This window comes from Mesorhizobium sp. WSM3859, from assembly GCF_002295065.1.
Lineage (GTDB): Bacteria > Pseudomonadota > Alphaproteobacteria > Rhizobiales > Rhizobiaceae > Mesorhizobium.
Window position 1 is genome coordinate 277,418 of record NZ_NSGG01000003.1, and the last position, 19,345, is coordinate 296,762.

The 19,345-nt window shown below is 65.2% G+C and carries 15 protein-coding genes and 1 riboswitch; of the genes, 9 read left to right on the forward strand and 6 right to left on the reverse strand.

The genetic code is table 11. The features are described from left to right. Positions 1 to 152: 152 nt before the first annotated feature. The 3 genes from CK230_RS08225 to serA all read left to right on the forward strand — a co-directional run bounded on the left by CK230_RS08225 (position 153) and on the right by serA (position 3,969). On the forward strand, positions 153 to 932 hold the full coding sequence (locus tag CK230_RS08225; RefSeq protein WP_095816688.1) for an outer membrane protein: 780 nt from the start codon (positions 153 to 155) through the stop codon (positions 930 to 932). Between the two features lie 193 nt (positions 933 to 1,125). Next, positions 1,126 to 2,301, forward strand: coding sequence for a phosphoserine transaminase (locus tag CK230_RS08230; protein WP_095816689.1), 1,176 nt, complete (start codon positions 1,126 to 1,128; stop codon positions 2,299 to 2,301). A 66-nt stretch (positions 2,302 to 2,367) separates the two neighbouring features. Next, positions 2,368 to 3,969: a phosphoglycerate dehydrogenase gene (gene serA, locus CK230_RS08235; protein ID WP_095816690.1), complete on the forward strand. Its 1,602-nt coding sequence runs from the start codon at positions 2,368 to 2,370 to the stop codon at positions 3,967 to 3,969. A gap of 88 nt (positions 3,970 to 4,057) precedes the next feature. On the opposite strand, the gene CK230_RS08240 is transcribed toward serA, so the two are convergent. Further along, entirely contained in the window at positions 4,058 to 4,957 is a 900-nt protein-coding gene (locus CK230_RS08240; protein WP_095816691.1) for a DMT family transporter, read from the reverse strand. Positions 4,958 to 5,256: 299 nt separating this feature from the next. Between CK230_RS08240 and CK230_RS08245 the strand changes: the two genes are divergently transcribed. Next, the gene (locus CK230_RS08245; protein WP_095816692.1) at positions 5,257 to 6,555 is read left to right on the forward strand and encodes an adenylosuccinate synthase; all 1,299 of its coding nucleotides are present in this window, start codon (positions 5,257 to 5,259) and stop codon (positions 6,553 to 6,555) included. Positions 6,556 to 6,624: 69 nt separating this feature from the next. Next, complete coding sequence (locus CK230_RS08250; RefSeq protein ID WP_095816693.1) at positions 6,625 to 8,475, forward strand: hypothetical protein; 1,851 nt, start codon at positions 6,625 to 6,627, stop codon at positions 8,473 to 8,475. Positions 8,476 to 8,536: 61 nt separating this feature from the next. On the opposite strand, the gene CK230_RS08255 is transcribed toward CK230_RS08250, so the two are convergent. The 4 genes from CK230_RS08255 to CK230_RS08270 are packed head-to-tail and all read right to left on the reverse strand — an operon-like array spanning position 8,537 to position 11,607. Further along, positions 8,537 to 8,836 carry a CcdB family protein gene (locus CK230_RS08255; protein ID WP_095816694.1) on the reverse strand — a complete coding sequence of 100 codons (300 nt, stop codon included), beginning with the start codon at positions 8,834 to 8,836 and terminating at the stop codon, positions 8,537 to 8,539. Further along, entirely contained in the window at positions 8,836 to 9,078 is a 243-nt protein-coding gene (locus CK230_RS08260; protein WP_095816695.1) for a type II toxin-antitoxin system CcdA family antitoxin, read from the reverse strand. The genes CK230_RS08255 and CK230_RS08260 overlap by 1 nt, the downstream gene beginning before the upstream one ends. Before the next feature lie 59 nt (positions 9,079 to 9,137). Beyond that, positions 9,138 to 10,952: an ABC-F family ATP-binding cassette domain-containing protein gene (locus CK230_RS08265; protein WP_095816696.1), complete on the reverse strand. Its 1,815-nt coding sequence runs from the start codon at positions 10,950 to 10,952 to the stop codon at positions 9,138 to 9,140. Between the two features lie 10 nt (positions 10,953 to 10,962). Next, positions 10,963 to 11,607: a thiamine diphosphokinase gene (locus tag CK230_RS08270; protein WP_095816697.1), complete on the reverse strand. Its 645-nt coding sequence runs from the start codon at positions 11,605 to 11,607 to the stop codon at positions 10,963 to 10,965. 125 nt (positions 11,608 to 11,732) lie between these two features. Then, positions 11,733 to 11,839: riboswitch (TPP riboswitch) on the forward strand. 43 nt (positions 11,840 to 11,882) lie between these two features. Here CK230_RS08270 and thiB point away from each other — a divergent pair. From thiB to CK230_RS08290, 4 genes are all read left to right on the forward strand, one after another. Further along, the gene (thiB, locus tag CK230_RS08275) at positions 11,883 to 12,893 is read left to right on the forward strand and encodes a thiamine ABC transporter substrate binding subunit (protein ID WP_095816698.1); all 1,011 of its coding nucleotides are present in this window, start codon (positions 11,883 to 11,885) and stop codon (positions 12,891 to 12,893) included. Positions 12,894 to 13,018: 125 nt separating this feature from the next. Beyond that, positions 13,019 to 14,749 (forward strand): thiamine/thiamine pyrophosphate ABC transporter permease, encoded by a 1,731-nt coding sequence (gene thiP, locus CK230_RS08280; RefSeq protein ID WP_245429858.1) that lies wholly within the window; start codon positions 13,019 to 13,021, stop codon positions 14,747 to 14,749. Continuing rightward, complete coding sequence (thiQ, locus tag CK230_RS08285; protein ID WP_095816699.1) at positions 14,746 to 15,534, forward strand: thiamine ABC transporter ATP-binding protein; 789 nt, start codon at positions 14,746 to 14,748, stop codon at positions 15,532 to 15,534. Before thiP ends, thiQ begins: the two co-directional genes overlap by 4 nt. A gap of 152 nt (positions 15,535 to 15,686) precedes the next feature. Further along, complete coding sequence (locus tag CK230_RS08290) at positions 15,687 to 17,153, forward strand: M48 family metalloprotease (RefSeq protein WP_095816700.1); 1,467 nt, start codon at positions 15,687 to 15,689, stop codon at positions 17,151 to 17,153. 153 nt (positions 17,154 to 17,306) lie between these two features. Here the strand turns inward: CK230_RS08290 and CK230_RS08295 are convergent, their stop codons facing one another. Further along, the gene (locus CK230_RS08295; protein WP_095816701.1) at positions 17,307 to 19,325 is read right to left on the reverse strand and encodes a caspase family protein; all 2,019 of its coding nucleotides are present in this window, start codon (positions 19,323 to 19,325) and stop codon (positions 17,307 to 17,309) included. Between the last annotated feature and the right edge of the window lie 20 nt (positions 19,326 to 19,345).

Genomic DNA, 19,345 nt, shown 5'->3' on the forward strand with positions numbered 1-19,345 from the left:
TTTTCGTTTGTGCGCGGCGGGTGAAATCTCATCGAAATCAATTCGGTAACTCCCTGTTATCCTTAACCGGCACTTAACCACTATGGTTAACAATGGCTGCTTGAAACGGCGCTCGCAATCGCGGCTGGCGCCAATCTCGGGAGCCGGGGACCATGACATCCAGATCGCGTATCGCGTCAGCGCTTGCCGCAACCATCCTGTTGCCGATGACGCCGGCGCTCGCGGCCGACTACGATCCGCCGATCTATGTCGACCAGGCGCCCGACTACCAGCCGGTCGAGGTCGGCTCGGGCTGGTATCTGCGCGGCGACGTCGCCTATCTGCCGCAGAAGACCTTCGACAACGGGGATTTCACCTTCCCGTCAACGATCAACAACGAAAGCTTCAGCGAGGACGAGAAGGCGTATTTCGCCAGTATCGGCTTCGGATATCACTTCAACGATTACCTTCGCGCCGATCTTAACCTGGGTTATCTGCCCGGCAACAAAGTCAGCGTCAGCTACGACGATTCAGCGGTCGCACCGGCGGGAACCGCGATCCTGGGCTCGGGAAATGTGAAGAACTACGCGTTCTCCGGTGTCCTCAACGGTTATGTCGATCTGGGCACCTATGTCGGGATCACGCCTTATGTCGGCGCCGGCATTGGTATGGTTCGCACGACAAGCAAGCTTTCGGCCTCATACACAGACAGCGCCGACTCCACCAACGATTTCACCCTGAGCAGCAAAAAGACCCAATACTCGCTCGCCTATACGCTGAATGCAGGCTTTGCCTATCAGGTGACGAAGAATGTTCTTGTCGACCTCGGCTACCAGTATTTCTCCGCCCCCAACGCGGAATATGTGGCCGCCGAGAGCCTGACCTCCTATCCCACCCGCAAGGGGATCAGCAACCACCAGATCAAATTCGGCCTGCGCTACGACCTCTGGTAAAGCGAAGGGGGTCACGAAATGTCACGGCGGGTCCAACGGCTCGCCGTTTTCATTTCGGGGCGCGCCGAGGTGGTAGGGAATATCCCGACAGCGACAAAAACTTTGCTCTTGACGCCGAAAGCCTGAAAGCATATCGCCGTCCGTGGGCCACCCCTCCCCAACGAGGGGCCACTATCTGGAAGGATAGACCACGATGACGACAGCTACCAAGCCCGGACTCCGTCCGGCAAACCCCAATTTCTCCTCAGGTCCCTGCGCAAAACGTCCCGGCTGGTCGGCCGAGGCGCTCTCGAAGGCCGCGCTCGGGCGCTCCCATCGCGCGAAGATCGGCAAGAGCAAGCTCGAACAGGCGATCGAGCTGACGCGCGAGATCCTCAAGGTTCCCGTGAGCTATCGCATCGGCATCGTGCCGGCGTCGGACACCGGCGCGGTCGAGATGGCGCTGTGGTCGCTGCTCGGCGAGCGCGGCGTTGACATGGTCGCCTGGGAGAGCTTCGGCTCCGGCTGGGTGACGGATGTGGTCAAGCAGCTCAAGCTCGCCGACGTGCGCAAGTTCGAGGCCGGCTACGGCACGCTGCCAGACCTGGCGCAAGTCGATTTCGACCGCGACGTCGTCTTCACCTGGAACGGCACGACCTCCGGCGTGCGCGTGCCGAACGGCGATTTCATTCCCGCGAACCGCAAGGGCTTGACCATTTGCGACGCGACCTCGGCGGCCTTCGCGCAAAGGCTCGATTTTGAAAAACTCGATGTCGTCACCTTCTCCTGGCAGAAGGTATTGGGCGGCGAAGGCGCGCACGGCATGCTGATCCTGTCGCCCCGCGCCGTCGAGCGGCTGGAGACCTACAAGCCGGCCTGGCCGCTGCCGAAGATCTTCCGCCTGACCTCGGGCGGCAAGCTGATCGAGGGCATCTTCAAGGGCGAGACCATCAACACGCCGTCGATGCTGTGCGTCGAGGATTATCTCGATGCGCTCCACTGGGCGAAGTCGATCGGCGGCCTGGAAGCGCTCATTGCCCGCGCCGACGCCAATGCTGCGGTGCTCGACCGGTTCGTTGGCAAGTCGTCGTGGCTCGGCCATCTGGCCGTCGATCCGGCAACGCGCTCGAACACGTCCGTGTGCCTGTCCTTCACCGATCCGGATGTTGCGGCGCTCGATGCCGACGGTCAGGCGGCTTTCGCCAAGGGCCTCGTCTCGACACTCGACAAGGAAGGCGTCGCCTACGACATCGGCTCCTATCGCGACGCGCCGCCCGGGCTGCGCATCTGGTGCGGCGCCACCGTCGAGACCGCCGATCTCGAAGCGCTGCTGCCATGGCTCGACTGGGCCTTCGCCGCGCAGAAGGCGTCGCTCAAGGCGGCGGCCTGAAATCCGTGGCGGCCTGCGGGCCGCCACCATTTCCCGACACATCCAATCCCCTTCAAGGAGGCCGTGATGGCGCCCCGCGTTCTCGTTTCGGATAAACTTTCAACCACCGCCGTGCAGATCTTCAAGGATCGCGGCATCGAGGTCGACTACCTGCCCGATCTCGGCAAGGACAAGGAAAAGCTGCTCGAAGTCATCGATCAGTATGACGGCCTCGCCATCCGCTCGGCGACCAAGGTCACCGAGAAGCTGATCAATGCGGCAACCAGGCTCAAGGTCGTCGGCCGCGCCGGCATCGGCGTCGACAATGTCGATATCCCGGCCGCCAGCCGCAAGGGCATCATCGTGATGAACACGCCCTTCGGCAATTCGATCACCACGGCCGAGCATGCGGTGGCGATGATCTTCGCACTGGCGCGGCAGATCCCGGAAGCCAATGCCTCGACCCATGCCGGCAAGTGGGAAAAGAACCGCTTCATGGGCATCGAGATCACCAGCAAGACGCTGGGCGTGATCGGCTGCGGCAATATCGGCTCGATCGTCGCCACGCGCGGCGTCGGGTTGAAGATGCACGTGATTGCCTTCGACCCGTTCCTGTCGGACAGCCGCGCCGAGGAGCTCGGCGTCCAGAAGGTCGAGCTCGACGAGCTCTTCGCCCGCGCCGACTTCATCACGCTGCACACGCCACTGACCGACAAGACGCGCAACATCATCGACGCGGCTGCGATCGCCAAGATGAAGGACGGCGTGCGCATCATCAATTGCGCGCGTGGCGGCCTGGTCGTCGAGGCCGATCTGGTCGCGGCGCTGAAGAGCGGCAAGGTGGCGGGCGCCGGCATCGACGTGTTCGAGGTCGAGCCGGCGGAGAACAACCCGCTGTTCGGCATGGAAAATGTCGTGGCGACACCGCATCTCGGCGCCTCGACCACGGAAGCGCAGGAGAATGTCGCGCTGCAGGTCGCCGAGCAGATGAGCGACTATCTCATCAAGGGCGCCGTTTCCAACGCCATCAACATGCCTTCGATCACTGCCGAGGAAGCGCCGAGGCTCAAGCCCTTCGTCAAGCTCGCCGAGGTGCTCGGCGCCTTCGTCGGCCAGGTCACCGAGGATCCGATCAAGGAGGTCGAGATCCTGTTCGACGGCTCGACGGCGACGATGAACACGCGCGCGCTGGTGAGCGCCGCCCTTGCCGGCCTGATCCGGCCCCAGGTCTCCGACGTCAACATGGTGTCGGCGCCGATCATGGTGAAGGAGCGCGGCATCATCGTCGCCGAGGTCAAGCGCGACAAGTCGGGCGTGTTCGACGGCTATATCAAGCTGACGGTCAAGACCGAGCACATGACGCGCTCGATCGCCGGTACCTGCTTCTCCGACGGCAAGCCGCGCTTCATCCAGATCAAGGGCATCAATCTCGACGCCGAGGTCGGCCAGCACATGCTCTACACGACCAATGCCGACGCGCCCGGCATCATCGGCCTGCTCGGCACGGTGTGCGGCGAGAACGGCGTCAACATCGCCAACTTCCAGCTCGGCCGCAACCGGCCGGGCGGCGACGCGATCGCGCTGCTTTATCTCGACGCGCCGTTCCCGGAAAAAGTGCTCGGTCAGCTGCGGGCGCACCAATCGATCGACTCGGCCAAGCCGCTGCATTTCGACGTCGGCGCCGAGTGAACGGCCCGACACAAAAATACGCTCCACCCGCACCAGCAGGCGGAGCGTATTCGTTCAAGTCAAGAAATACCCGGGCAGCGCGGGGCCATCACTGCATCTGCAGCGCTGCTTTGCTGCCGCTGTATTCGGCGAGCGCGATACCGCCGAGCACCAGCGCGAGCGCGAGGGCCTGATAGGGCTGAAACGGCTCGCCGACGATCAGCACGGAAAGCAGCGTGCCGAAGATCGGCACCAGGTTGATGAACAGGCCGGCGCGGTTGGCGCCGATCAGCTCGTTGCCCTTGATGTAGAGGACCTGCGAGACGACCGAGGCGCCGAGCGCCGTGTAGAGCGTGAGCGCCCATCCATACGCGTCCGGCACGATGACGCGGCCGCATGCGGCTTCCCAGACAAGAAAGGGCAGGGAGATCAGCAGCGCGGCGATCGACAGCGCCAGCATGAAACTCTGCCAGCGGATTGCCGGCTTGAGGCGCAGCCCCACCGAATAGAGGCTGTAGCAAAGCACCGCGACAAGCATGATAGCGTCGCCGAAATTGAGGTCGAGCTTCAAGAGCTGGCCGAGGTCGCCATGGCTTGCGGTCAGCGCGACGCCGGCGATGGTGAGCACGACGCCGACGATCTGCAGAGGCCCCACGCGCAGCCGGAAGAACATGAAATTGGCAAGGATGATGACGATCGGGATGGCCGCCTGCTCGATCGAGACGTTGATGGCGGTCGTGTAGTTGAGCGCGGTGTAGAAGATGACGTTGAAGATGGTGAAGCCGCAGGCGCCGAGGCCGGCAATCAATCGCCAGTGCCTGCGCACTTCGGGCCAGTCCTCGCGCAGCGTCCGCCAGCCGACGGGCAGCAGGATCAGGACAGCCATGACCCAGCGCAGGAACACCAGGGTCATCGGCGAGACATGGCCGACGGCAAGCTTGCCCGCCACCGAATTGCCGCCCCACAACAGCATGGTCGACAGTAGGAACAGATAGGCGGCTCTGTGCATGGAGGATCCGGCCCTGCAGGGGTATTCGAGGGTTCAGGCCGGCCTAGAGTGGCGGCGGCGGCAAGTAAATGATGCGAAAGCTGGAATCTGTTATGCCTGATCGGGACGAGGCTTCGCCGGCATCGTCATCCCGATCCAACTCCTGGAGCACGATCGGGTTCCGAAAGCCGGCTCCCGCTTTTCAAATCATGTTCCAGGGATGGTTTCGGCGGCAAAGAAAGGGTCGCGCCGGCCGGCGGTTGACGCTATAGAGGCCTGTCGTTTCAGGCCGCCGGCGCGGCATTTCAAGGGAAAAGAACATGGCCAATGTGGTGGTCGTCGGCTCGCAATGGGGCGACGAAGGCAAGGGCAAGATCGTCGACTGGCTGTCGGAACGGGCCGATGTGGTCGTGCGCTTCCAGGGCGGTCACAATGCCGGCCATACGCTGGTCGTCGACGGCAAGGTCTACAAGCTGTCGCTGCTGCCCTCAGGCGTGGTCAGGCAGGGCAAGCTCTCGATCATCGGCAATGGCGTGGTGTTCGATCCGCACGCCTTCGTGGCCGAAGCGAAGAAGCTCAAGGACCAGGGCGTCGAGGTCACGCCGGAGCGCCTGAAAATAGCCGAAAACACCGCGCTTATCCTGTCGCTGCACCGGGAGTTGGACGGATTCCGCGAAGACGCCGCCTCGAATTCCGGAACCAAGATTGGCACGACCCGCCGTGGCATCGGCCCCGCCTATGAGGACAAGGTGGGCCGGCGGGCGGTGCGGGTGATGGATCTGGCGGATTTGGAAACGCTCCCCTTGAAGGTCGACAGGCTGCTGACGCACCACAACGCGCTGCGCCGCGGACTCGGTCATCCGGAAGCGACGCATGAGGCGATCATGCAGGAGCTGACCTCGGTAGCCGGCGAGATCCTGCCTTACATGGACCGCGTCTGGAAGGTGCTCGACGACAGGCGCCGCGCCGGCGAGCGCATCCTGTTCGAGGGCGCGCAGGGCACGCTGCTCGACATCGACCACGGCACCTATCCCTTCGTCACCTCATCCAACACCGTGGCCGGGCAGGCAGCCGCCGGTTCCGGCGTCGGTCCGGGCGTGATCGGCTATGTGCTCGGCATCACCAAGGCCTACACGACGCGCGTCGGCGAGGGGCCGTTCCCGACCGAGCAGAAGAACGAGATCGGCGAGTTCCTCGGCACGCGCGGCCACGAGTTCGGCGTCGTCACGGGACGCAAGCGGCGCTGCGGCTGGTTCGACGCCGTGCTGGTGCGCCAGGCCGTCGCCGTCAACGGCATCAAGGGCATCGCGCTGACCAAGCTCGACGTGCTCGACGGGCTGGACGAGATCAAGGTCTGCACCGGCTACAGGCTCGACGGCGAGACGATCGATTACCTGCCGGCCAGCCAGGGCGCGCAGGCGCGGGTCGAGCCCATTTACGAGACGCTCGAAGGCTGGAAGGGAACCACGGCCGGCGCCAGGAGCTGGAACGATTTGCCGGCGCAGGCGGTCAAATATGTCCGCTATATCGAGGAGCTGATCGGAGCTCCGGTGGCGCTGCTTTCCACCAGCCCCGAGCGGGACGACACGATACTTGTGACCGATCCGTTTCAAGACTAGTTTCACAGCCCTTCCCGGCGCTATGGCTGATTTGCGGCCGGCGGGAAAAGAATGCAGGTCACCTGACGCATGGCAGATTTCGTTAGTGTTCTGAAAAAGCAGCTCGAGAAGAAGGCGGATCCTTCGTTCGAGGTGCGCAAGCAGATATACGACGGTGCCCGCGCGGTGCTGGCGAAGAAGCTCGCCGAGTATTCCCCGCCGCTTGCGCCGGATGTCGTCAGCAAGCAGAAGCGCTCGCTGGAAGATGCCATTTCCAGTGTCGAGCGCGACTACGCTAAACGCCCTCCGGCCGAGGATCCGCTAGCGGAGCTGGAGCATATTTTCTCCTCCATCGACCGCAACAAGAACCAGCCGAGCCATGCCCGCCAGCCGGCGGCGCCCGCGCCGGCCAAGCCGGATCCGTTCAAATCCGAGCCGTTCAAAACGGCGCCGACGCCCGCCAGGACTGAACCGAGCTGGCAAAGCACGCCTAAGGCCGAGCCGGCGCCGCAAAGCCCTGCCAAGGCCGAGCCGTCCTGGCAGAGCGGTGCAAGGACGGAGCCGAGCTGGCAGGCCGCGGCAAAGCAGGAGCTTGCCTGGCAGAAAGCGCCGCCACCGCCGATGCCGTCGCCGCGCGAGGACGATGTCGGCCTCGCGGGCATGGATGCCGCCGATGCTGACGACGGCAGCGACGTCTTTGCCAATGACGAGCAGCCGGCGGCCGATACTTTCCAACGGCTGCGGCCTCAGCCGCAACGCAAGCGCGGCTATGGCGGTCTGATCGCCGCCGTCATCGCGCTTTTGGTGCTGGCCGGCGGCGGTTACGGCATATGGCTGAATAAGAGCGCGTTCGGCTCGCTCTTCGGCCTTGGCGGCAACGGCAATAAGACGGTCTCGACCGAACCGCTGGTCAAGCCCGCCCCAGCGAAGCCTGCGACCGAGACGGCGGCCGCGCCGGCCCCGGCCCCGGCCCCGGCCGCTACCGGCGAGTCCGCCGACACGACCAAGTTCACACAGCGCCTGACGCCCGAGGGCAAGGAGACCGATCCTGGTCCCGCCGGCGGACAAGCCACGATCGGCGAGGGTGAATCCGTCGCGGCGCTGACTTCGCGCCCGCCGGCCGCGCCGGCAACGGCGCCAGCGACGACCCCGCCCGCTGCGGCCGCGCAAACGCCCGGGGCGCCTGCCGCGGGAACAACGCCGGCGGCGCCGGCGACCGACGCGGCCAATCCGACCCCGCCGGCTGCCGGAACCACACCGCCGGCGGCTGATGCGGCAACGACGCCCCCCGCGGCCGGCGCCACGCCGCCCGCCGCCGGAGCAACGCCGCCGGCCGCGGGCACCACACCGGCCACACCAGCGCCGGCGACCGCCGAGCCGACCGTGCCGGTCGGCCAGAAGGCAATCTTCTACGAGGAGCGCACCAGCACCCAGCAGGGCACGGCCGAGCCCGGCAGCATCGTGTGGTCCCTGGTGCAGGAATCGCCAGGCGGCGACCTGCCGCCGGAGCCGGCGATCCGCGCCGAGGCGACGATCCCGGGCAAGAATATCCAGCTGCGCATGACGATCCGGCGCAACACCGACCAGACGCTGCCGGCCAGCCATATCATCGGGATGATCTTCCTGACGCCGGAAGGGTTTGACGGCGGCGGCGTCGACAACATCCTGCGCATCGCCATGAAGAGCTCGGAGCAGGATGCCGGCAGCCCGCTGATCGGCATCCCGGCCAAGATCGCCGACGGCTTCTTCCTCGTCGCGCTCAACGACACCAAGGCCGACGAGGATGCCAACCTGACGCTGCTTCGGGGGCAGTCCTGGATCGACGTGCCGGTGGTCTACAAGACCGGACGCCGCGCGCTGCTGACCATGGAAAAGGGCATCCCCGGCGAGAAGGTCTTCGATGAGGCGCTGAAGGCCTGGGCGGCGAAGACGTCGGGGTGAGGAGCAATTCCAGGAAAAGTGTGAGCGGTTTTCCGTCCGGGATTGCCTAAAAACAGGCGCCTTAAAAGCCTTGAAAGAGCATATCGAGCGCCGCGACGATGTCGTCGTGGCGGCTCACAAGATTGGTTCGGTTTTCGCCGAGTTCGGTCGCGGCCACCGTCGCGATGAGGTGGGTGGCCATCACCAGCTTCCGGCCGTTGATCTCAAAGACCGGATGCAGCTTGCGCATCGGCGAAGGCGCCGAGGTCAGTGGCAGAAGCGGAACGACCACCCGCGTCTTGAAGTGGTCGAGCAGGTCGGATTGAACGTCGAGCAGATAGCCGCCTTCGATGCCGCTGGCGAAGACGTCATAGCGCGCCATCAGAATTGCCGATGCTCGGCGAGCGGGATGCCGTGCTTGTCGATATAATCATTCCAGGCGTCCATCGTCGAGCGGTTCTCGAGCTTCCACAGCCGCGTTTTCTCCGCAGCAACCGCTTCCGCTATGCCGGCCTCAGCTGCGCGAGATACATTCACGTTGAGCCCCTTGGCTTCCGCCATGAGCTGAGAATCGATCGACAGATTAGCTGGCTGGCGATTTGCGTTCGTCGCGATCTTGCGCATGACATCACCTCGACATGCGCATACTTTATGCGCATCAGTGCGTAGGCGCAATGAGGGTGCTACCCCTCCATCTCCTCCCGCAGCATCTCAAGCTCCAGCCACTCTTCCTCGAGCGCGGCGAGCGTCGTGCGCTCCTTGTCGAGCGCGGCGATGGTCTTCTGGAACGAGACGGGGTCGCGCTCATAGAAGGCGGGGTCGGCGATGTTGTTCTCCAGCCGCGAGATCGAGGCTGTCACCGCCTCAATCTTCTTCGGCAAGGAATCCAGCGCGAACTTCTGCTTGAAGGAGAGCTTCTTCGCCGGGCCCTTGGGTGCTGCCTGTTCGGCTTTCGGCGAAGCTTCGGCGGTCTCGGCTTTCGACCTTGTCTTGCGGTCTTCCAGCTTCGAGCCGCCGCGCTGCGCCAGCATGTCGGAATAGCCGCCGGCATATTCGATCCAGCGGCCGTTGCCATCCGGCGCGATCACGCTGGTGACGGTGCGGTCGAGGAAATCGCGATCGTGGCTGACCAGGATCACGGTTCCGGCAAAGCCCGCGACCAGTTCCTGCAGCAGCTCCAGCGTCTCCATGTCGAGATCGTTGGTCGGCTCGTCGAGCACCAGGAGGTTCGCCGGCCGCGCCAGCACCCGGGCCAGCAGCAGCCGCGCGCGCTCGCCGCCGGAAAGCTCGCGCACGGGCGTGCGCGCCTGCTCCGGCTTGAACAGGAAATCCTTCATGTAGGAAACGACGTGGCGCTGCTCGCCATTGACCAGCAGGTTCTCGCCGCGCCCGTCGGTGAGGTAATGCGCCAGGGTCGCGGCCGGATCGACGGCCTCGCGCTTCTGGTCGAGCGTCGCGATCTCCAGGTTGACGCCGAGACGCACGGTCCCGGCATCAGGCGCCAGCTCCCCGGTCAGCATCTTCAGCAATGTCGTCTTGCCGGCGCCGTTCGGGCCGACTAGGCCGACACGGTCGCCGCGCTGGATGCGGGTCGAAAAACCCTTGACCACGGTCAGGTCGCCAAAACTCTTGTCGATGCTCTTGGCCTCGATCACCAGCTTGCCGGATTCGGCGGCGTCGCTCGCCACCATGGTGGCGGTGCCTTCGGTGCCGCGATGGCTGCGGAAACGCTGGCGCATCGTCTGCAATTCGCCGAGGCGGCGCATGTTGCGCTTGCGCCTGGCGGTTACGCCGTAGCGCAGCCAGTGCTCCTCGCGCACGATCTGGCGGCCGAGCTTGTGCTGCTCGCGCTCTTCCTCCTCCAGCACCTGGTCGCGCCATTCCTCGAAATGGGCAAAGCCCTTGTCCAGCCGCCGCGTCTGGCCGTGATCGAGCCAGACGGTGGCGCGGGTGACGCGCTCGAGAAAGCGGCGGTCGTGCGAGATCAGGATCACCGCTGAAGAGGTGCGGGCAAGCTCTTCTTCCAGCCATTCGATCACGGAAAGGTCGAGATGGTTGGTCGGCTCGTCGAGCAGCAAGATATCAGGTTCGGGCGCCATGACGCGGGCAAGGGCAGCGCGGCGCGCCTCGCCGCCGGAAAGGTCGTTCGGGCGCTCCTCGCCGGTGAGGCCGAGATGCTCCATCAGATAGGTGGCGCGGTGCGGATCGTCGGCCGGGCCGAGGCCGGCCTCGACATAGGCGCGCACGGTGGCGAAGCCGTCCATATCCGGCATCTGCGGCAAATAGCGAACGGTCGCCGAAGGTTGGCGGAACACTTCGCCGTCCTGCGGCTCGATCATCCCGGCGGCGATCTTGAGCAGCGTCGACTTGCCCGAGCCGTTGCGGCCGACCAGCGCGATCTTCTCGCCGGCGGACGCGCTGAGTGCCGCGCCATCGAGCAGCGGGGTGCCGCCGAAGGTCAGTTTTATCCCGTCGAGGTTGAGAAGTGGCGGCGCCATGTCTGGGGTGTCAGCTTTCGGGAAGAGGATAGGGGTGGGCCAGAAGCAGCGCCCGGCCGCGCTCCAGCGCGATGCCGAGCCGCCCTTTGACCTCGTTTGATATAGTGAGCGAGGAGCCGAACGCCACCTCGACGCGTTCGAGCGGCCATTTGGCGCCGGTCACCGTCAGGCCGGACAGGTCAGAGAAGCCGAGGACCGAAAACAAGGTGCCGTCCGCATAGTCGAAACCGGCGCTGCCCGGCAGAACGGGAACGCCTTCCTGCGCGCCGCTCGTCAGCAGCACGATCGTGCCCGCCTCGGCCAGCCGCACGGCGAGGGCCAGATGCAGGAAGGCGTGGTCGGCGCGCTTGCCGCCGAAGGCGCCGGCCAGCACGAGGCTCGTGGCGCCGAGTGCGATCGCCTCCGCGATGGCGAGCTCGCCATCGGTCATGTCCTTCTCGGCCGGAAAAACTTTTCGCGGAACGGCGGCAAGGTCATCCGGCAGGTTGGCCGGCACCGAGTCGAAATCGCCGACCCACAGCTCCGGCACCAGGCCAAGCATGCGGGCATGGCCGATACCGGCGTCGGCGGCGATGACGCGCGAACCTTCGATCTGGCGTTCGAGCCGGGGCGTGCGGATAAGCTCGCCGCCAAGCAGGATGGTGAATGTGCCCATGGCCGTCGCCTTACCAGCCCTCCAAGCGAAACGGAAGCCGCACGGCCCGAGCTTCGGTTTCCCCGAACATTAGCTGCCCGGCAAACTTCCGCTTGCGCGCCGCTTCGGCCGGGCCTATCTGTCTGGGCGCTCTAACGGGGTGCCGGACGTGAGATCCGGCTGAGAGGCGAAAAGCCAACCCGCTGAACCTGATCCGGTTTGTACCGGCGGAGGGATTAGACGTTTCGGACCATCCGGCGCCTCAATTCCTTGTCACTCGAACGAAGGAGGCGCCGATGCGCGCGATACTGTCCCGTATAGTTCTCGCAACAGGCCTTGTTTCGCTTCTGGCGGGCGTTGCGCCTGCCGCCGCGAAGGACAAGCTCACCGTCTACACCTATGAAAGCTTCACCGCCGATTGGGGGCCAGGCCCGGCGGTCAAGAAGGAATTCGAGGCCGAGTGCGGCTGCGACCTCGAATTCGTCTCGGTCGCCGATGGCGTCGCATTGCTCAACCGCGTCAAGCTGGAAGGCGCCGGCACCAAGGCCGATATCGTGCTCGGCCTCGACACCAATCTGACGGCGGACGCCAAGGCGAGCGGCCTGTTCGCGCCGCATGGCGAAGTCTCCGGCATCAATGTGCCCGGTGGCTGGAGCGACGATGCGTTCGTGCCCTTCGACTATGGCTATTTCGCCGTCGTCTATGACACGCAGAAGCTAAAAGTCCCGCCGAAGAGCCTGAAAGACCTGGTCGAGGGCGCCGGCACCGACAAGATCGTCATCCAGGATCCGCGCACCTCGACGCCCGGCCTCGGTCTTCTGCTCTGGGTGAAGTCGGTCTATGGCGACAAGGCGCCGGAGGCCTGGGCCAAGCTCAAGGCGAAAGTGCTGACGGTGACGCCGGGCTGGAGCGAGGCCTATGGCCTGTTCACCAAGGGCGAAGCGCCGATGGTGCTCTCCTACACCACATCGCCGGCCTATCACATAGTGGCCGAGAACACCGAGCGCTACCAGGCGGCTTCTTTCGAGGAAGGCGAATACCTGCAGATCGAGGTTGCCGGCATCACCACGACCGGCGCGAAGAACCCGCTGGCGCAAAAATTCATCGCCTTCATGACCGGGCCGAAATTCCAGGACGTCATCCCGGAAACCAACTGGATGTTCCCGGCCGGCAAGACCGACAAGCCGCTCAATCCGGCCTTTGACAGACTGGTCAAGCCAACCAAGACGCTGCTGTTCAGCCCGGAAGAGGTGGCGGCCAACCGCAAGGCGTGGGTGGATGAATGGCTGGCGGTGATGAGCAAGTAGGCTTTGAGGCCAATCGCGTGAGATGACCGCTCTACGGCGCCCCCCTCTGTCCTGCCGGACATCTCCCCCACTTGGGGGGAGATCGGCTGTCATCGGCGGTTTCGCCAATTGGCAACCTTGCAGGGATGAGCGAAGCGCGGACGCTGCTGATCTCCCCCCTTGTGGGGGAGATGGCCGGCAGGCCAGAGGGGGGCGCGAAGCAACGCGGCGTTGCCTGGCTCAAGCCCGCATGGTGCGGCGTGCACTCCGCGCGTGACTCCCGTGTCACCGCCGGTGTCGTCGCGCTCGCGGCCATCGCCGTGCTCATCGGCGGCGCCTTCACTGGCCTGATCCTCGAAGGCGCGCACAATCTCTCCGACGCTACCGCCGCCTTCGACGGCTACCTCTTCCGCGTCGCCCGCTTCACGCTCTGGCAGTCGCTGTTGTCGACGCTGCTATCCGTCGCGCCGGCGCTGCTGGTGGCGCGCGCCCTGTCGCGGCATCCGCACTTCCTGGGCCGCCGCCTGATCCTGCAGCTGTTCACCGTGCCGCTGGCATTGCCGGCCATCGTCGCCGCGCTCGGCATATTGGCGCTCTACGGTCGCGCCGGATATTTCGCCGGCGTCTTCGCCGGGCTTGGCGGCGGGGAATGGCCCGGCATCTACGGCCTCTCCGGCATCCTTGTCGCGCATGTCTTCTTCAACCTGCCTTTGGCCACGCGCCTGTTCCTCGAGGCGCTGGGCACGATTCCGGCCGACCAGTGGCGGCTGGCGAGCCAGCTCGGCATGGGCGCCCGGCCGGCGTTCCGGCTGATCGAATGGCCGGTGCTGCGCGCGGCCCTGCCGGGCGTCGCCGGTCTGGTCTTCATGCTCTGCATCACCTCCTTCACCATCGTGCTGACGCTGGGCGGCGGGCCGGCCGCGACGACGCTCGAGGTCGCCATCTACCAGGCGCTGCGCTTCGATTTTGACCCGGCCCGTGCGGTGGTGCTGACGCTGCTGCAGATCGCGCTCACCTTCGTCGTGGTCGCCGCTCTCACGCGGCTTGGCGCCAACACGGTTGCCGATGCCAATCTGCCGGTGGCGCCGCGCCGCTACCTTTCGGCGGGCCGGATCGAAAGCGTGCTGAATGCCGGCCTCATCGCGCTCGCCCTGCTGTTCGTCGCCGGACCGATGGTGGCGACGGTGGTTTCGGGCCTTCAGGCCGATCTCGGCCGATTGGCGGGCGAGGAAGCGGTGCGCCGCGCGACGCTCACCAGCGCCGGCCTCGCCTTGCTCGCGGCACTGCTCAGCGTGTCGCTGTCGCTGGCATTGATCGCGGCGCGGCGCGCATTGGCCTTGCGTCGCCGTTCCCCCAGCGCCATGTCGCTGCTCGAACATGCCGCCGACACCGGCGCCGGCTTCGTGCTCGTCGTGCCGCCGATCGTGCTTGGCGCCGGCTGGTTCCTGGCGCTGCGCGGCGTCACCGATGTCTTTGCCATCGCGCCGGTCATGGTCGTCGCCGTCAACGCGGTGATGGCAATGCCGTTCGCCATCCGCGCCATCCGCCCGGCCTATGACGCGGCAAGCGAACGCCATGAGCGGCTTTGCCTGGCGCTCGGCATATCCGGCTGGAACCGGCTCAGCCTGATCGACTGGCCGTCGCTCAGGCGGCCGCTCGCGACCGGCTTCGCCTTCGCCATGGCGCTGTCGCTCGGCGATCTCGGCGTGATCGCGCTGTTCGGGAGCGATTCCGTGCAGACCTTGCCCTATCTTTTGCTCGCGCGGATGGGCAGCTACCGGACCGCGGACGCGGCGGGACTTGCCTTGCTGCTCGGCCTTGTTTGCCTGATGCTGGTGATTGTCGCCGATTGGCTGGGTCGAGAAGCAAAAGCATGACATCGACGGACAACGGCATCGCGGCACGGAAGGCGCTGACCGTCGCACTCGAAGACGTGTCGTTCAGCTATGGCGAATCTTCCTTCCGCTTCAATGCCGGGTTCGCGGCCGGCAGGATCACCGCGATCATGGGGCCGAGCGGTTCCGGCAAGTCGACACTGCTCAATCTGATAGCCGGCTTCGAATCTCCCGATGCCGGCAAGGTGCTGATCGGCGGCATCGATCTTGGCAACGTGCCGCCCTCGGCGCGACCGGTGTCGATGGTGTTCCAGGAAAACAACCTGTTCGCGCATCTTACGGTCGAAGCCAATGTCGGGCTCGGCCGCTCGCCGTCGCTGAAGCTCGGCGATGCCGATCGCGCCGCCGTCGCCGGGGCGCTTGCGCGTGTCGGCCTTGCCGGCAAGGAAAGGCGGCTGCCGCGCGAGCTCTCCGGCGGCGAGCGGCAGCGCGTCGCGCTGGCGCGGGTGCTGCTGCGCGACCGGCCTGTATTGCTGCTCGACGAACCTTTCGCGTCGCTCGGTCCGGCGCTGCGCGAGGACATGCTCGGCCTTCTCGCCGGCATTCATGCCGAGCGCAAAATGACGGTGCTGTTCGTCACCCATCAGCCGGAAGATGCGCGCCGCATCGGCCAGGACGTGGCATTTCTCGATGAAGGCAGGATCGCGGCGACCGGACCGGCCGACGATTTCTTCGATCGGTCTGGACCGGATGCGTTCCGGCGCTATATCGGCGATCGAGGCGGCACCGTTGCCGGATCACAACATACTGCCCGGAAGCGGACATAATTTACGGCCAAACCTGCAACGGGTGATCCGGCGTTTGCTTGCCTTGTCCGGGGGAGTATGGCTAGGTCGGCCATGCTGGTCCGGCGGGGCCGTGATTTGCCGAAAGATTTCGAAAGGAAGCCGATCTGTCGACCGGCGCTGAGAAAGTGTGGATGAGGCCGCTTGCACGATTGTTCGCGCTGGCAGGCGTTGCCGTGCTGGCAAGTTGTCAGATGTTCACGCCGCCGGACGTGCAAGAGAGCGGCTTCCAGCCTTCCGATAAGCCGATCACCGTCGACAATGTCGTCGCCAACGCCAAGCTCGCCGAGATGGCGAAGGCGCAGCATCCGCGCATTCTCGCCACCTATGGCGGCGAATATTCCGACCCGAAGCTCGAACGCATGGTGGCCAAGGTCGTCGGAAATCTGACGGTGGTGTCGGCCAACCCGACCCAGACCTACCGCATCACCATCCTCAACTCGCCCAACGTCAACGCCTTCGCGCTGCCGGGCGGCTATCTCTATGTGACGCGCGGGCTGCTGGCGCTGGCCAACGATTCCTCCGAGCTTGCCGCCGTCATCGCGCACGAGATGGGCCACGTCACCGCGAATCACGGGCTGCAGCGGCAGCAACTCGAAGCCGAGGAAGGTCTGGCGACCAAAGTGGTTTCCGATGTGCTCGGCGACAGCCCGACCGCCAAGGCGGCGCTCATCCGCGGAAAGCTGAGGCTCGCGCAGTTCTCGCGCAACCAGGAACTGCAGGCCGACGCCATCGGCATCAAGTCGATCGGCGAGGCGGGCTATGATCCCTATGCCGCCGGCCGCTTCCTGCAGTCGATGTCGGCCTATACCGATTTCCGCTCGGTCAGCGGCGCCACCGACGCCAGCCTCGACTTCCTGGCGACGCATCCCAACACGCCGCAGCGCATCGAATTGGCACAGCGCCTTGCGCGCAATTTCGGCCCGCCCGGCGTCGGCACGCGCGACCGCGACGCATTTCTGGCCGGCATAGACGGCCTGCTTTACGGCGACACGCCGGAAGAGGGCTATGTGCGCGGCCAGACCTTCATGCACCCCAAGCTCGGTGTCTCCTTCACCGTGCCGGACGGTTTCGTCATCGACAATTCGGCGGCCGCAGTCACCGCGACCGGGCCGGGCGACATCGCCATCCGTTTCGACGGCGTGGCGATCGACAAGTCGGTGTCGCTCCCCGATTACATCCGCAGCGGCTGGGTGGCGGGGCTCGAAGACGCCAGCGTTCGCCAGGACACGATCAACGGCAACGAGGCGGCGATGGCGCATGCCAGCGCGCAAGGCTGGCAGTTCGACATCGCGGTCATCCGCGCCGGCGGGCAGGTCTACAGGTTGCTGACGGCCGCGCCCTCGGCCAGCGTGTCGCTGGATCCGGTGGCGCGCTCGGTCAGCGGCTCCTTCCGGGTGCTGAGCCCGGCCGAGAAGGCTGCGTTGAAGCCCCTGCATATCCGGGTCGTCACCGTCCAGGCCGGCCAGACGATGGGTTCGCTCGCCGCGCAGATGGTCGGCGTCGACCGCAAGCTCGATCTGTTCAGGGTGCTCAACGCCATGTCGCCGGGTGCCAGCGTATCGGCCGGCGACAAGGTCAAGATCGTCACCGACAAGTAGCGAATCGCAAATTCCGACCCACCGGCGAGCCGGCGATTTTGGACGATCGCTCGGCCGGAGCTGTTGTCCTCACTGGAGCGGTTCGCCGGTTCACGGAAACGGCGAACCGCTTTATCCCTTTGGAAAACCGCTCACATTTTTCCTGGAATTGCTCTAGCCGTCACTGCCGGTGCCGCCACCATCACCTTCGCCATCACCTTTGCCTTCACTTTTACCTTCACTTTTACCTTCCGCGGTCTTGCCGCCTCTCGTGCGAGCGGCGCCGCTATATTGGCTGCCGCCACTCCAGGATGCCCGCCCGGTTTCCGTTGGCATCGGCTTGACCTCAGGCACTGTTGGAATTGTCGGCGTGACGGTCTCCGGCTTTGACACGGGCACGCGGACCACCTTTATCTTCGTGATGACCTTCGGCGGAACCTTGCACGCCATAACCACGGGTGCGCTGCGCGCCGGAAGACCGAGGATGCCCATCGAATAGACGTCCTGCCGCTCCATGCCCGCCTTGAGGAAAGCCAGCGCGCGCACCGGGTCGGCGGGCACGCCGTTGCGGCCTTCCTTGAAGATCACCGCAAGCTCCTTCATGGCATCGATGTGCCCCATCGCCGCTGCCTGGAGCAGAAAGTCCAATCCCTTGCCGGTGTCGCGCTGGACGCCGAGGCCGTTGAACAATGCGCGTCCCCAGACGGCCATGGCGTAGGGATCTCCCCTGTCGGACGCTTTCGAATAGAGGTCGTTCGCCTTCGTGAAGTCGACAGCCGCCCCGGAAGAGGCGATGGAGCCGAGCGCGAACTGGGCGCGGATATGTCCCTTGTCAGCGGCCTCCTGGATGGCCTGCCTGGCTTCGTCGATCTTGCCTGACGCCAGCAGCGCACGCCCCAACTCGTAACGGAAGCGCGCAATGTCGGGGTAGGACTTCACCGCCGCCTCGCAAGCCTCGACAGCCCCGCCGCCGATCTCATTCGGCAATCGGCCCGGCACGATGCCTTGCAGGTCCAGCGGCTCGCCCGCGGCCTGGTCGCAGGGGTCGACATTCGGCGACAGTTTCATCGTCGTCTGCCTCGCCGCGTTGCCTGCCCGGATATCGAAGCCGACTTCAATGGGAGCGGCCGAACCGATCTGCGGCTCATAGCGCAATTTGTCGACTTCGGCAGCGCTCAGACTCGATTGCGGCGAAAGCACGCGATCGGGCAAAGACAACGTTCCGGTCGCCGGATAGCGCGCAAGCTTGAGGCTGACCGAAGCATCCCTAGCTGGAAAATCCAGCTTGAGCGGAACCGGGCCGACGCCGACCGGCACACCGACGTCGCGATTGCCGATCGCTTCGGCGGCAGCGGCGACCTGGATTCCGCGCTCCGCCACCTGCTGGCCCTGTTCGGTGTCGGGTGGCGGTGGCACGGGTTGCTCCGTGCCGCGCATCAGCACGACGTCATCGATCAGCGAGGAGTTCTCCCACGGAACCTGCTTGCCGTTGGTCGCCTTGACCACATCGCGGCGCACGGCCGCCATGACCGAGCGTACCTCCTGGTTCGGCGCCAGCGCGCGGCGGGAGAAGGATGACGAGAACGGGCTGAGGGCGCCGGATCCGTCATAGGCGACGGCCCCCGGCTCGGTGGCGAAGGCAATCAGCGTGTTCTGCGAACCTGTCACCTGTGCAAGTCCGCTGCCGTCTGCGACGATCAGCTGGTCGCGCAGCCAATAGTCCTTGCGCGGGAACGGGTCGTTGCGGCAGGCGTCGAGGATGATCATTTGGATCTTCGATTTCGAGCGCAGCTGCCGCAATATGTCGTCGACCTTGATGGCCTGGACCTCCATGTCGGCCGCGTCCCTCAGCGACGCGTCGACCGGGATCAGGAAGTTCTCGCCACCAATCTGGAAGCCGTGGCCGGAATAGTAGACGACCGCCAGATCGGCGCCGTCGGCCGCAGCCAGATAGTTGCGGAACCGCTCTTCGAACTGAAGCCTGGTGAGGTCCTTGGCCGCGAAAACCTCGAAGCCGGCCTGCCGGAAGGTGTTCGATATATCCTCGGCGTCCCCGTCCGGATTCTTGAGCGCCGGAATCTCTCGGTATTGTGAATTGCCGATCACGAGAGCAACCCTTCGATCGGCATGAGCCTCGAGGGTCGTGAGGCTCACGAGCATCAAGGCCGCAAGAAACACGCAGCATCGCAGCATGGCAAATCCCCCATTCGTAA

Bases quoted from the DNA above. Each gene is read 5' to 3' on its own strand.
- CK230_RS08225 (WP_095816688.1), top strand. From the start codon at position 153: ATGACATCCAGATCGCGTATCGCGTCAGCGCTTGCCGCAACCATCCTG.
- CK230_RS08230 (WP_095816689.1), top strand. From the start codon at position 1,126: ATGACGACAGCTACCAAGCCCGGACTCCGTCCGGCAAACCCCAATTTC.
- serA (WP_095816690.1), top strand. From the start codon at position 2,368: ATGGCGCCCCGCGTTCTCGTTTCGGATAAACTTTCAACCACCGCCGTG.
- CK230_RS08240 (WP_095816691.1), bottom strand. From the start codon at position 4,957: ATGCACAGAGCCGCCTATCTGTTCCTACTGTCGACCATGCTGTTGTGG.
- CK230_RS08245 (WP_095816692.1), top strand. From the start codon at position 5,257: ATGGCCAATGTGGTGGTCGTCGGCTCGCAATGGGGCGACGAAGGCAAG.
- CK230_RS08250 (WP_095816693.1), top strand. From the start codon at position 6,625: ATGGCAGATTTCGTTAGTGTTCTGAAAAAGCAGCTCGAGAAGAAGGCG.
- CK230_RS08255 (WP_095816694.1), bottom strand. From the start codon at position 8,836: ATGGCGCGCTATGACGTCTTCGCCAGCGGCATCGAAGGCGGCTATCTG.
- CK230_RS08260 (WP_095816695.1), bottom strand. From the start codon at position 9,078: ATGCGCAAGATCGCGACGAACGCAAATCGCCAGCCAGCTAATCTGTCG.
- CK230_RS08265 (WP_095816696.1), bottom strand. From the start codon at position 10,952: ATGGCGCCGCCACTTCTCAACCTCGACGGGATAAAACTGACCTTCGGC.
- CK230_RS08270 (WP_095816697.1), bottom strand. From the start codon at position 11,607: ATGGGCACATTCACCATCCTGCTTGGCGGCGAGCTTATCCGCACGCCC.
- thiB (WP_095816698.1), top strand. From the start codon at position 11,883: ATGCGCGCGATACTGTCCCGTATAGTTCTCGCAACAGGCCTTGTTTCG.
- thiP (WP_245429858.1), top strand. From the start codon at position 13,019: ATGAGCGAAGCGCGGACGCTGCTGATCTCCCCCCTTGTGGGGGAGATG.
- thiQ (WP_095816699.1), top strand. From the start codon at position 14,746: ATGACATCGACGGACAACGGCATCGCGGCACGGAAGGCGCTGACCGTC.
- CK230_RS08290 (WP_095816700.1), top strand. From the start codon at position 15,687: ATGAGGCCGCTTGCACGATTGTTCGCGCTGGCAGGCGTTGCCGTGCTG.
- CK230_RS08295 (WP_095816701.1), bottom strand. From the start codon at position 19,325: ATGCTGCGATGCTGCGTGTTTCTTGCGGCCTTGATGCTCGTGAGCCTC.